This is a genomic window from Pannonibacter sp. Q-1 (assembly GCF_054073275.1).
Genome location: NZ_JBSXNB010000001.1, coordinates 157,201 through 169,631, shown reverse-complemented (window position 1 = coordinate 169,631; position 12,431 = coordinate 157,201). Strand labels below are relative to the sequence as shown.

Annotated in this window: 12 protein-coding genes; 10 read left to right on the top strand and 2 right to left on the bottom strand. The window is 62.2% G+C overall.

Annotation, left to right across the window (positions count from 1 at the left end):
* The first annotated feature begins 111 nt into the window (after nt 1–111).
* From ACVNHC_RS00750 to ACVNHC_RS00715, 8 genes are all read left to right on the top strand, one after another.
* Nucleotides 112–591 carry a MarR family winged helix-turn-helix transcriptional regulator gene (locus ACVNHC_RS00750; RefSeq protein ID WP_050471363.1) on the top strand — a complete coding sequence of 160 codons (480 nt, stop codon included), beginning with the start codon at nt 112–114 and terminating at the stop codon, nt 589–591.
* A gap of 512 nt (nt 592–1,103) precedes the next feature.
* On the top strand, nt 1,104–2,114 hold the full coding sequence (locus ACVNHC_RS00745; protein ID WP_050470974.1) for an ABC transporter substrate-binding protein: 1,011 nt from the start codon (nt 1,104–1,106) through the stop codon (nt 2,112–2,114).
* 56 nt (nt 2,115–2,170) lie between these two features.
* Nucleotides 2,171–2,989, top strand: a complete 819-nt coding sequence (locus ACVNHC_RS00740) for an ABC transporter ATP-binding protein (RefSeq protein WP_094462197.1) — start codon at nt 2,171–2,173, stop codon at nt 2,987–2,989.
* A complete protein-coding gene (locus tag ACVNHC_RS00735; RefSeq protein ID WP_058900463.1) occupies nt 2,986–3,753 on the top strand; it encodes an ABC transporter permease in 768 nt (255 codons plus the stop codon). The genes ACVNHC_RS00740 and ACVNHC_RS00735 overlap by 4 nt, the downstream gene beginning before the upstream one ends.
* Before the next feature lie 601 nt (nt 3,754–4,354).
* Complete coding sequence (locus ACVNHC_RS00730; RefSeq protein ID WP_050471364.1) at nt 4,355–5,410, top strand: ABC transporter substrate-binding protein; 1,056 nt, start codon at nt 4,355–4,357, stop codon at nt 5,408–5,410.
* A 125-nt stretch (nt 5,411–5,535) separates the two neighbouring features.
* Complete coding sequence (locus tag ACVNHC_RS00725) at nt 5,536–6,408, top strand: ABC transporter permease (protein WP_050470977.1); 873 nt, start codon at nt 5,536–5,538, stop codon at nt 6,406–6,408.
* On the top strand, nt 6,405–7,187 hold the full coding sequence (locus tag ACVNHC_RS00720) for an ABC transporter permease (RefSeq protein WP_050470978.1): 783 nt from the start codon (nt 6,405–6,407) through the stop codon (nt 7,185–7,187). Before ACVNHC_RS00725 ends, ACVNHC_RS00720 begins: the two co-directional genes overlap by 4 nt.
* Nucleotides 7,187–8,248 (top strand): ABC transporter ATP-binding protein, encoded by a 1,062-nt coding sequence (locus ACVNHC_RS00715; protein WP_050470979.1) that lies wholly within the window; start codon nt 7,187–7,189, stop codon nt 8,246–8,248. Before ACVNHC_RS00720 ends, ACVNHC_RS00715 begins: the two co-directional genes overlap by 1 nt.
* A 58-nt stretch (nt 8,249–8,306) precedes the next feature.
* Here ACVNHC_RS00715 and ACVNHC_RS00710 read toward each other — a convergent pair whose 3' ends face one another.
* Nucleotides 8,307–9,137, bottom strand: coding sequence for an alpha/beta fold hydrolase (locus ACVNHC_RS00710; protein ID WP_122521135.1), 831 nt, complete (start codon nt 9,135–9,137; stop codon nt 8,307–8,309).
* A 200-nt stretch (nt 9,138–9,337) separates the two neighbouring features.
* Between ACVNHC_RS00710 and ACVNHC_RS00705 the strand changes: the two genes are divergently transcribed.
* On the top strand, nt 9,338–10,345 hold the full coding sequence (locus ACVNHC_RS00705) for a GlxA family transcriptional regulator (protein ID WP_457166180.1): 1,008 nt from the start codon (nt 9,338–9,340) through the stop codon (nt 10,343–10,345).
* Here the strand turns inward: ACVNHC_RS00705 and ACVNHC_RS00700 are convergent.
* Complete coding sequence (locus ACVNHC_RS00700) at nt 10,334–11,239, bottom strand: alpha/beta hydrolase family protein (protein WP_457166179.1); 906 nt, start codon at nt 11,237–11,239, stop codon at nt 10,334–10,336. The genes ACVNHC_RS00705 and ACVNHC_RS00700 overlap by 12 nt on opposite strands.
* Before the next feature lie 410 nt (nt 11,240–11,649).
* Here ACVNHC_RS00700 and ACVNHC_RS00695 point away from each other — a divergent pair, with 410 nt between their 5' ends.
* Nucleotides 11,650–12,354: a ParA family protein gene (locus ACVNHC_RS00695; protein WP_050470982.1), complete on the top strand. Its 705-nt coding sequence runs from the start codon at nt 11,650–11,652 to the stop codon at nt 12,352–12,354.
* Nucleotides 12,355–12,431: the final 77 nt, after the last annotated feature.

Here is a 12,431-nt window from a genome sequence, read left to right as displayed (position 1 = left end):
AGTTGCAAATGCAACCAAGTCAAGAGAGGATGACAGGCAAGGGCGCTCGTGGCAGTTTGCGCGCCCGAAGCAGCCCATGAAGCGGCAATACGGGCGGGGGACGGGGTGAAGATGACAGGTCCGGCAGATGGATTCGATCTGGAGGCGTTTCTGCCTTATCTGCTCAATCAGGCGGCAGAGGCGACCAGCCGGTCCTTTCAGGCGGTCTACCGGGACGACTTCGGCCTGACACGGACCCAGTGGCGGGTGATGGCCAATCTCGGCAAGTTCGGCTCCATGACGGCGCGGGATATCTGCGCCATTTCCCACATCGAGAAAACAAAGGTCAGCCGCGCCGTCGCGGGGCTGGAGGCGGGCGGCCACCTGCAGCGGCAGACGGCGCCGCAGGACCGGCGGGCGGAAATCCTGTCACTGACGCCCAAGGGCCGGGACGTGTTCCTCCGGCTGGGGGAGCGGGCGATGGCCTATGACCGGGACCTGCGCGCAGGCCTTGGGCCGGACATCTCGGCTGCTCTTGAGGAGTTCCTGCGCCGGCTTATCCGCGAGGGGCGGGATATGCCGCCGGATGAAGATGCGGATTCGGGTGCTTGAGATCGTTTAATCCGCAGATTTGACAATGCAAAACGCTCTGCTGACCACCCGGATTTCATCTGGTCAGACCACGGGTGGCGAAATTTTGGGCGGCATGCGGGAGGTCAGGGATCAGATGGGCGCAGTGGATTGATGCCTTGATGGCCGGCAAAACCCTTCCGCCGTCATCCCGGCCAAGCGCAGCGCGAGCCGGGATCGGTGAACTGGAGTCTTATATAATTCAACAGGTTATGGTTGATGGGCCCTGGCTCTCCGGTCCCGGATCTTCGCTTCGCTGCGTCCGGGAGGACGATGGAGAGGGGAGGTGATGGGCGCGGAGCAGACTGCAATGTGCTGGTCAGCATGATCCGTCGTGATCAGATTAAGTATCTGAATATAAATGCAAAATACGCCTTGCCCGCTTCTGTTGCGCTTCCGTGCTGAAACGGCAAGCAGTGTAAAAACCTGCTTGCCTGCTGTGCATCCCCGCGTCACTCTGCTTTCACAAACTGGGAAAACCAGAGGGGAACAGCATGCGTCGTCTGATGGGTTTTGCGATGGGTCTGGCGCTGTCGGCGTCTTCGGCTCTCGCTGCAACGGATGTGAAATTCACGCTCGACTGGAAGTTCGAGGGCCCGGCGGCTCCGTTCTTCATTGCACTGGACAAGGGTTATTTCGCCGAGGAAGGGCTCAATGTCACCATCGACACGGGCGCAGGCTCGCGCGAGTCGATCCCGCGTGTGGCAACGGGCGCCTATGAATTCGGCTTCGGCGATATCAACGCCCTGATCAAGCTGCTGGACGAGCAGCCGGACCTGAAGGCCAAGGCCGTGCTGATGGCCTATGAGCGGCCGCCCTTTGCCATCATCGGCCGCAAGAGCCTTGGTGTTACGGAAGACCCGAAGTCGCTGGAAGGCAAGAAGCTGGGTGCGCCGCCGCCGGACGCAGCCTTCGGCCAGTGGCCGGCTTTTGCGGAAGTGGCTGGCCTCGACACCTCCAAGATCACCATCGAGAATGTCGGCTTCCCGGTGCGCGAGCCGATGCTGGCGCAGGGGCAGGTGGATGCCATCTTCGGCTTCTCCTTCTCTTCCGTGCTGAACCTCAAGGCGCAAGGCATTGCTGACGACGAGATCGTCACCATCCTGATGGCCGAGAACGGCCTCGATCTTTATGGCAACGTGGTGATGGTGAACACGGACTTCGCCGCAGCCAACCCGGAAGCGGTGAAGGGCTTCGTCAAGGCGCTGACCAAGGGCTATCTCGACGCCATCGCCGATCCGGAAGCGGCCATCCCCTATGTGATGAAGCGCAACGAGGTGCTGGATGCCGCCGTGGAGACCGAGCGTCTCAAGATGGCTGTCGAGCAGGCCATTGCCACCCCGGCGGTCAAGGCCAACGGCTTCGGCGGTGTGGATATGGCCAAGCTGACCAAGAGCATGGACTATCTCAAGGCTTCCATGGGCGTGAGCGACACGCCGCCGGCCGCTGAAAAGGTCTTCGATCCGTCCTACCTGCCGTCCGCAGAAGAGCGGGCCGTCAAGTAAGCCAGACTTTGCGCCCTCCCGGCTGGCCTGCCGCCCGCCGGGAGGGTGTCTGCATCATGCGGAATGATCTTTTGGGGGCGCGGGTGACCGGTTTTGTAGAATTGCGGGATATCCGCCTCACCTATGGCGGCGGAGACACGGGCACGCTGGCGCTGGACGGGCTGACCATGTCGGTGAAGAAGGGCGAGTTTGCCGCCGTTGTCGGGCCGTCAGGCTGCGGCAAGTCCACGCTGATGAAGCTTGCCACCGGCCTGATGCGCCCCAATGCGGGCACCGTGGAAGTGGCGGGCAAGGAAGTCAGCGGCCCGGTGAGTGTGGCCGGAATGGCCTTCCAAAACCCCTCCATGCTGCCCTGGCGCACCACCCTCGACAATGTGATGCTGCCGCTGGAGATCGTTCAGCCGCACCGCGCCCGCCTGCGCAAGGAAAAGGCCGCCTATGTGGCCAAGGCCGAGGCGCTGCTGTCGCTCGTCGGCCTCAAGGGGTTCGGCGCCAAGTTTCCCTGGCAGCTTTCGGGTGGCATGCAGCAGCGTGCCAATTTGTGCCGCGCGCTGGTGCATGATCCGGCCCTGCTGATGCTGGACGAGCCCTTCGGCGCGCTAGATGCCTTCACCCGTGAAGAGCTGTGGCAGGTGATGCGGGATCTGCATGCGGAAAAGGGCTTCACCACCATTCTCGTCACCCATGACCTGCGCGAAGCCGTCTATCTGGCGGACAGGATATTCGTCATGAGCGCAAGGCCGGGCCGGGTGATCGTGGAACGCGAGGTGACCTTCCCGCGCCCGCGGCCCATCGATCTGACCTATGAGGCCGGGTTCAACGACATCGTGCACGAGCTGCGCGGTTATATTGCAGAGGCGAGGGCGGCAGCATGAGCGAGCGTTGGATCAAGGCGGCCCCCTGGCTGTGGACCATCGGGCTCTTTCTCATCTGGCAGGCGGCCTGCAGCATCCTGAAGCTGCCGGTCTATATCCTGCCTGCACCCACGGATATTTATGCGGCCACGGTGAAGTTCTGGCCCGCCATCTGGAAGAACTCGCTGCAGACTCTGTTCACCACCGTGCTCGGCTTTGCGCTGGCAGTCGGCGGCGGGCTGCTGCTCGGTCTTGCCATTGGCTGGAGCCGGGCGATCTATGCCGGGCTCTATCCGCTGATGATCGGCTTCAACTCCGTGCCCAAGGTGGCGGTTGTGCCCATTCTGGTGATCTGGTTCGGCATCGGCACGGTCCCCGCAGTGCTGACAGCCTTCCTCATTGCCTTCTTCCCCATCGTGGTGAATGTGGCCACCGGCCTTGCGACCATCGAACCGGAGATGGAAGACGTGCTCCGGGCGCTGGGCGCGCGCAAGATGGACATCATGCTGAAGGTCGGCATTCCGCGCTCGATGCCGTATTTCTTCGGCTCGCTGAAGGTGGCCATCACGCTGGCTTTCGTCGGCTCGGTCATCTCAGAGACGGTGGCTGCCAACTCCGGCCTTGGCCACATGATGCTGGCGGCTCAGTCGCAGTTCAACGTGCCGCTGGTGTGGGCGGGGCTGATGGCGCTCGCCGTGCTTGGCATCGTCATGTATGCCATCATGGCCTGGCTGGAAATGCGCATGACCGGCTGGGCGCACCGGTCCGGTTCGGCGAGGGCCTGATACCATCTCCCGATGAGCCTGGCTTGCCGGGGGCAGGCAAGCCCGAGCGGTGTCCGGGCAATTTCAAGGCGTGAGGCATCACCATCTCAGAGCCTTGGGGCAGTCCGTTTTGTCATCGGAAAATGCCGTTCAAAGAATTGTGCGCTGCACGCCTGCGGACGGTGAATTCCGGGCGTTTTCCGTTGCTGCGGCATTCGGTCAATCTTGATCCAGCTGCGCATTAAGGCTTGACGCATCAAGGCATTACTGTGACGTTTCCGTGCTGTCACATTTGGCGCGGCTGGAGTTTCATGAAACTGTCATAAAAGAGAATCCGAACTGACATGCTGATGCTCTAAGGCGCATGTCTGAAACCTTCGCGGTGATCAGCGAAGGGCGGCGGCAGGGCCGGGTGGGAGGGGCAGTATGGGCTGCCCGTCTTCCGGCCGTCACAGGTGCAGGGCGAAGGGCCTGGCACTTGCCGCAGGAGCAAGCGGGTTCCCCGGCCAAAGGCCAAGAGGGCGACTGGTTGACACCGGCGGGCGCCGTCCGCCGGAACAGTGAGGAGAAGCGAATGAGCATGAAAAAGACACTCGCTGCAGCGGTGAGCCTTGCGGCTCTCATGCAGACCACTGCGGTGAACGCGCAGTCGATGGAAGAACTCATCGAAGGTGCCAAGAAGGAAGGCATGCTGACCACGATCGCTCTCCCGCATGACTGGTGCGGCTATGGCGACATCATCGCATCCTTCAAGGAAAAGTACCCCTTCCTGACCGTCAACGAGCTGAACCCGGATGCCGGTTCCGCCGATGAGCTGGAAGCCATCCGCGCCAACAAGGGCAACACCGGCCCGCAGGCTCCGGACGTCATCGACGTTGGTCTTTCCTTTGGTCCGCAGGCCAAGGGCGAAGGCCTGATCCAGCCGTACAAGGTTTCCGTCTGGGATCAGATCTCCGACGACGTCAAGGATGCCGACGGCTACTACTACGGCGCCTATTATGGCGTGATGTCCTTCATCGTGAACAAGGACCTCGTCACCAACACCCCGGCCGAATGGGATGACCTGCTGAAGCCGGAATATGCCGGTCAGGTGGCCCTTGCCGGTGATCCGCGCGCGTCCAACCAGGCGATCCTCGGCGTTCTGTCCGCCGGCATGGCCCAGGGCGCTGCTGCTGGTACGGCTTCCGGTGAAGCTGGCCTCGAATTCTTCAAGAAGCTGAATGATGCCGGCAACTTTGTTCCGGTCATCGGCAAGGCCGGTACGCTGGCTCAGGGCACCACGCCGATCATGGTGATGTGGGACTACAACGCCCTGACCGCCCGTGACACCCTGAAGGGCAACCCGCCGGTGGAAGTCGTCGTGCCGACCAAGGGCACGCTGGCTGGCGTCTACGTTCAGGCCATCAGCGCCTACGCCCCCCATCCGAACGCTGCCAAGCTGTGGATGGAGCACATCTTCTCCGACGAAGGCCAGAACGGCTACGTGAAGGGCTACTGCCACACCGCCCGCTTCAACCAGATGGTTGCTGACGGCAAGATCCCGCAGGACCTGCTGGACGCCCTGCCGCCGGCCGGCCCCTATGAGAAGGCCTACTTCCCGACCATCGAAGAGCAGAACGCCAACAAGGAAGCTGTTGTTGGCGGCTGGGACAAGGTCGTTGGCGCCAACGTTCAGTAAGAACGTCTGACGCATGAGACTGTCCGGTTCCGGCCCTTTGGCCGGGACCGGTGCTCTGCATTCCGAGTCAGCTGCCTGCGCGTGGCTGGCATGCGTTTCACAAGGCGCCTTGGGGGCTCAGCCTTATGACGAAACCGGCAAGGGCAAGCGCGTTCCGATTGAACCTCAATTGGCTCGGCCTTGCTCCCTTCACGCTTTTTGCGTTCCTTTTCCTGATCCTGCCTGCCCTGCAGATCGTGGTGGGGGCGTTCCAGACGCCCGATGGCAGCTTCACCCTCGAAAACATCCGCGGCCTGAACACGGACTCGATCAAGTCCTCCTACTGGGTGTCGATCCAGCTCAGTTTGGTGACGTCACTTCTGGGATGCCTGATCGGCTTTGGCATGGCATCGGCGGTCATCCTCGGCGGATTGCCGGCACGGGTGCGGTCGGCGCTGATGACCTTTTCCGGCGTTGCCTCGAATTTCGCCGGCGTGCCGCTGGCCTTTGCCTTTCTCGCCACACTTGGTCCGGTTGGTCTTGTCACCATTTGGCTGCGCAACGAATTCGGGATCAATCTCCGGGCGATGGGCTTCAACCTCCTGTCCTTCTGGGGGCTGGTGGTCGTCTATCTGTTCTTCCAGATCCCGCTGATGATCCTGATGATCGCGCCTGCGCTGGACGGCCTGAAGCGCGAGTGGAAGGAAGCGGCCTCGATCCTGGGCGCGACCTCCGCGCAATACTGGCGCATGGTGGCCATTCCGATCCTGTTCCCGTCCTTCCTCGGCACGTTTGCGCTGCTCTTCGCCAATTCCTTCGGCGCCATTGCAACGGCCTTCGCGCTGGCCGGGCCGCAGTTCAACATCGTGCCGATCAAGCTGTTTGCGCAGATCCGCGGCGATGTGCTCGGCAATCCGCATCTGGGCTATGCGCTGGCCTTCGGCATGATCGTCATCACCGGCGTTGCCAACGGGATCTACATCTGGCTGCGGGTGCGCAGTGAAAGGTGGCTCAAGTGAACCGTCTTCTTGCCTGGGGCACGCTCATCCTCGGCTGCATCTTCTTCGCCCTGCCGCTGATCGGCATGACGGAATTCAGCCTGCGGATGCGGCGCGATGCCTATTCCTTCGATGCCTATGTGGCGGTTCTGGCCGACAGCCGCTTTCAGGACACCTTCATCTACTCGGTGTCCATGGCGCTGGCGACGATCGTTGCCGGGGTCTTGCTGGTGGTGCCGACGGCCTTCTGGGTGCGGCTGAAGCTGCCCGCCGCCCGGCCGTGGGTGGAGTTCATCACCCTGCTGCCGCTGGTGATCCCGGCCATCATCGTGGTCTTCGGCTATATCCGGCTCTACAACACCTCGTCCTTCCTGCCGCTGACGGGCAGCATCTGGGGTACCAACATCCTGCTCATGTGCGGCTATGTGATGCTGGCGCTGCCCTATATGTACCGCGCGGTGGACACGGGGCTCAGAACCATCGACGTGGCGACGCTGACGGAAGCAGCCATGAGCCTTGGTGCCGGATGGACGACGATCCTGTTCCGGGTGATCCTGCCCAACGTGCTGATCTCGGTGCTTTCGGGGGCTTTCCTGACCTTTGCCATCGTCATCGGCGAATTCACCATGGCAGCGCTTCTGAACCGTCCGGCCTTCGGACCCTTCATGGCAAGCCTTGGCGTCAACCGTGCCTATGAGCCGGCGGCGCTGGCGGTGATCGCCTTTGCCATCACATGGGGCTGCATGGCGCTGATCCAGCTGGCCGCCCGCTTCTCCAAACATCTACAGGCTCGACGCTGATGGCTTTTCTCGAACTCAAGAACCTGCAGAAGTCCTTCGGGCTCAACACCGTCGTGAAGGATTTCTCCCTGTCCGTAGGCGCGGGGGAATTCATCTCGCTGCTGGGGCCTTCGGGCTGCGGCAAGACGACGGTGCTGCGCATGGTCGCCGGCTTTGAAACGCCGACCACCGGCGTCATCGAGATCGGCGGGCAGAACGTCACCTACGCCAAGCCGAACGCCCGCAACATCGGCATGGTGTTTCAGGCCTATGCCCTGTTCCCCAACATGACGGTGGCTCAGAACGTTGCCTTTGGCCTCAAGATCAAGCGCGTGTCCAGGGCCGAAACCGATGCCCGTGTAGCGGAGATGCTGAAGCTGATCGGCCTGCCGGATCTGGGCGGGCGTTACCCGTTCCAGCTGTCGGGCGGCCAGCAGCAGCGCGTGGCCTTGGCCCGTGCGCTGGCGCCGCGTCCCAATGTGCTGCTGCTGGATGAGCCGCTGTCGGCGCTCGATGCCAAGATCCGCGTCAGCCTGCGCAACGAGATCCGCGAGATCCAGAAGGAACTGGGCATCACGACCATCTTCGTGACCCACGATCAGGAAGAGGCGCTGTCCATGTCCGACCGCATCGTCGTCATGTATGGCGGTGTGGCCGAGCAGGTGGGCAATCCCTTCGAGATCTACAGCCGTCCCAGGACGCAGTTCGTCGCCAATTTCGTCGGCACGCTCAACACGTTCGAGGCAAAGGCCGTGGATGGGGAGAAAGGCATCGTCAGCCTTGCCGGGCGTCAGATCACGCTGACGGAGGGCGGCCTTGCTGCGCGCAAGGATGAGGCGCTTTCCGTGGCGCTGCGGCCGGAGGCGCTGCATCTGGGCCGTGGCAATGACGATGACGTTCTTCTGCCCGCCGAGGTCGAGGATGTGCATTTCATGGGAGCCATCATCCGCCTGAAGCTGGATGTGGCGGGCACGAAAGTGTCGCTCGACACCTTCAACCGCAGCGATGCACCGCCCCCGTCTGCAGGCTCCACAGTCGAAATCGGCTTCGCCCCGCGCGACCTGATCGTGCTGCAGGGCTGACGGAAATTGACCTGGGGCTGCCTTATGGCTGCCCCAGGTGCTCTTGGCGTGCTGGTGATCAGGCGCGGGCAAAGGCCAGCAGATCCGGGTTGATCACCTCGGGATGGGTCGCGAAGGGGGCATGCGAGAGGCCCGGATAGGTCTTCAGCGTGCCGTTCTTCAGAAGCTTGATGGCCTTGTGCGCGGAGTTCGAGATCGGGACGATCTGGTCATCCTCGCCATGCATCAACAGGACCGGGATGGTGAGGGCCTTCAGGTCCTCAGTGAAATCGGTTTCCGAGAAGGCCTTGATGCAATCGTAATGGGCCTTGGCACCGCCCATCATACCCTGTCTCCACCAGTTCTGGATCTGGCCCTGGCTGACCTTGGCGCCCTCCCGGTTGAAGCCGAAGAACGGACCGCTCGGAATGTCGAGGAAGAACTGGGCCCGGTTGGCGACGAGGGCCGCGCGGAAGCCGTCGAAGACCTCGAGCGGAATGCCGTCGGGATTGGCTTCCGACCTGACCATCACCGGCGGAACCGCGCCGATCAGGACAGCCTTTGCGATGCGGCCCTTTTCGGCACGGGCGGCGTAGCGCGCCACTTCGCCACCGCCGGTCGAATGGCCGATATGGATCGCGTTCTTCAGGTTCAGGGCGCGAGCGAGTTCGGCCACGTCATTGGCGTAGGTGTCCATGTCATTGCCGGTGTCCGTCTGATCCGAACGTCCGTGGCCACGCCGGTCGTGGGCAATGACGCGGTATCCCTGCTCCAGGAAATACAGCATCTGATTGTCCCAGTCGTCGCCGGACAGCGGCCAGCCGTGATGGAAGACAACCGGCTGGGCGTCCTTGGGGCCCCAGTCCTTGTAGAAGATGTTGGTTCCGTCCTGCGTCTTGATCGTAGCCATGGTGATTTCTCCTTGCGCTTGGGCGCTCGTGGCCCGGTTCAGTATGAGAAGGGCGGCGGCGGCCGCCCCGGTGGAAAGAAGAGTTCGCCGTGTGAGGTCGAAGGTCATTGCGATCCCTTTCTGTTTGGCATGGACAAGCTACGCCGTAGCCCGTACGAAAGGGCGTGGCGGAAAAGACAATAACCGGGGTAAAACGGACAATGATGCAGGCGCCAGCACTCGTGGCCGAGATCGGCCTTCTGATCTATCCGGACTGTCAGCTTGCAGCGGTCTACGGGCTGACGGACCTGTTCCGTATTGCGGGCGAGTGGACCGGAGAACCGCCGCGCGCCATCCGTGTCTCGCATTGGCAGGCAAGTGAGGCAGGTGTGGAGCCTGTTTGGGACAGCCATCCCGGCGGGCCGCACCGGTTGAGCCACGTCATTGCCCCGCCGAGCCTGATCATGCCGGACCGCATGGCGCCGATGCCAGCGGCTGCGCACTGGATGAAGGATCAGCACAGGTCCGGGACCACGCTCTGCTCAGTCTGTGCCGGTGCATTCGTGCTGGCTGAGACCGGGCTGATTGACGGCCGCCGTGCCACGACGCATTGGGCCTTCGCACAGCAGCTGGCGCAACGGTTTCCCAAGGTGCATCTGGCCGACGAGAAGATGGTGGTCGACGAAGGGGACATCATGACGGCCGGCGGCATCCTGGCCTGGGCCGATCTGGGGCTGACGCTGGTGGGGCGGCTGCTGGGGCCGGCAACCATGCTGGCCACGGCGCGCTTTCTGCTGATCGAGCCGCCGCGCCAAAGCCAGCGCCCGTTTGCGCAGTTCATTCCGCGGCTGGACCATGGCGACGATGTGATCCGGCAATGCCAGCACCGGATCCATGCCGAGGCAGCCAGCCTGCAGGGCGTTACCGGTCTTGCCGCTGCCGCAGGCATGACCGCACGGACCTTTCTGCGCCGCTTTAGCGCGGCCACAGGGCTGACACCCGTCGAATATCTGCAGCAGGTCCGTATCGCCAAGGCCCGGGAGGCGCTGGAGCGCACATTGACCCCGGTCGACCGGATTGCGTGGGATGTCGGCTATTCTGACCCGGCAGCCTTTCGCAAGCTGTTCCAGAAACTGACAGGCCTGCCACCTGCCGCTTATCGCCAGCAGTTCGGCATCACCTCAGAGGGAGCCCAGGAAGGGCGCCAGAGTGAGATCTCAGCCCTTTGAAATCATCCAGTTGAGAATGAGGCGCCAGTCGGTCATGCGGATCGGGGTGCCGTGGGTGCCGGTCTCGAACAGGGTGAAGCGGACCGGGTAGCCGGGGGCCCTGGCGCGGAACTGCTCGAAGAACTGCACCTGTTCTTCCCAGTTGTAGACCTTGTCCCAGCTGCCGTGGCCCATGTAGATGGGCACGCGCAGGGCCGGATCCTTCAGGGTGCGGCTGGCGAAAATGCCCTCGTCCTTGGGGGAGCCGAAGAACAGCAGGCCTGAGAGCTTGCGCGCGGTGGCCGGGGATTTGGCGAAATTCCAGCACAGGATGCCGCCCATGGAGCCGCAGGCAACGAAGATCTTTGCGCCCGGCGAGTTGGCGGCATAGGCATCGATGATGGCTTCCACGTCCTTCGTGCCTTCAGCGCCGAAATTGGTGAAGTCCGGGGTGATGTAGACACCGCCGTTGCGCGACATCAGGTTCTTGATGCGGTTGAAGTTGCCGCCGAAGGTGACGTCATTCATGCCCTGAAAGCGGTTGCCGCCCTGACCGTGAACATAGATCACCACATAGGCTGCACCGCCCTTGGTCTTGCCGGCCGCCATGTATTTCACTGTCCGGCCGTTGGCCTTCAGCTCCAGATCTTCCTGGCTTCCACGCGGATGGTAGGAGACATAGTTGCCCCAGACCTCGCGCTCCGGCTCCTTGTCCCGCTGGTGAATGTCACGGGCCTTGTCATAGGCGACCACTTCAAAATCGCCATCATGGTAGCTGTTGAGCAGGCCCGGATAGGCGAAAAGGTCATCCTTGTAGGGGGCCAGGGACCGGGCGGCCGCGGGGGCAAGGGAAAGGCTTGTGGCCACAAGAAGGGCACTCAGTCCGGCAAGGAAGCGGGAAGGTCTTGCGGTCATTGCGGCATCCGGTTGAAATCGGTGCTGTATCCGCCACCCGCCTCACGAAGTTGCGCAGAGGGGCCGGACATGCAGCTCATGGTGCCAAGAGATAACGGCGGGGGAGGGGCCTGACAAACGATAAATGGCACTTTTGAACACGCAGTCCCCTGGCCAAGGAACACCTGTGAATTTGTTCTGCCTCTTCCAGAGTGGCTGATTGATTCTCGTTCGCTTCCGCGATTTTTGCTTGGCTCTGTCATGATGATGGCGCCCGTAGACTGCCAATACTGTGGAATTAAGTAGGTATTAATGACAGGAAATCGCATTTTGCGGGCCGGTTATGAATTTGTTAACCATGGAGTATTGTAATCACTCCCGGGAGAGGCAGTCAGCAAAGCGCCACCTGCCGCAGATCCAGGAGAGACCAGATGCCCGTTATTTCCTTCGCAAATGCCAAAGGTGGGGCCGGCAAGACGACAGCGGCATTGCTGCTGGCAACGGAAATTGCCGAAAGGGGGATGACCGTCACCATTTTTGACGCGGACCCACAGCGCTGGATCTCTACCTGGTCGGACCTGCCGGGCCGTCCGGCGAATATTTCAGTCCAGAGCCAGCTGACGCCTGCCACCATCACGGAACAGATCATTGAGGCATCTGCCGTCAGTGATTACGTGATCGTTGATCTGGAGGGGACGGAGAATCTGCTCGTCGCCAACGCCCTTTCCGTGTCCGATCTGGTGGTGGTGCCGATCCAGGGCTCGTCCATGGATGCAAGGGGTGGGGCAAAGATCCTGCGTCTCATCACCAAGCTGGAAGAAATCGTCCGTCACGAAATCCGCCATTGCGTCGTGCTGACACGCACCAATGCCGCCGTGACAACGCGCGCGCTCAAGGCGGTGCAGGATCATCTCGCCGTCAGCGGCATCGATGTGCTGATGACCGCGATTGTGGAGCGTGCTGCCTATCGCGACATGTTCGAATTCGGCGGCAGCCTGGCAACGCTTGATCCCAAGCTGGTGACCAATCTCGACAAGGCGCGGGACAATGCTGCCCTGTTTGCAGCTGAGGTGCTGGAACGCATCCAGGCGCGCCAGCAGCGCCGCTGGTACGACTGGTTCCGCAAGGCATCCTGACCGTTTCCCGATTGCAACGCGACGCCCGGCTGGAACAGCCGGGCCGCTCCGCATATTGGATGCCCTTTGACCGGGAT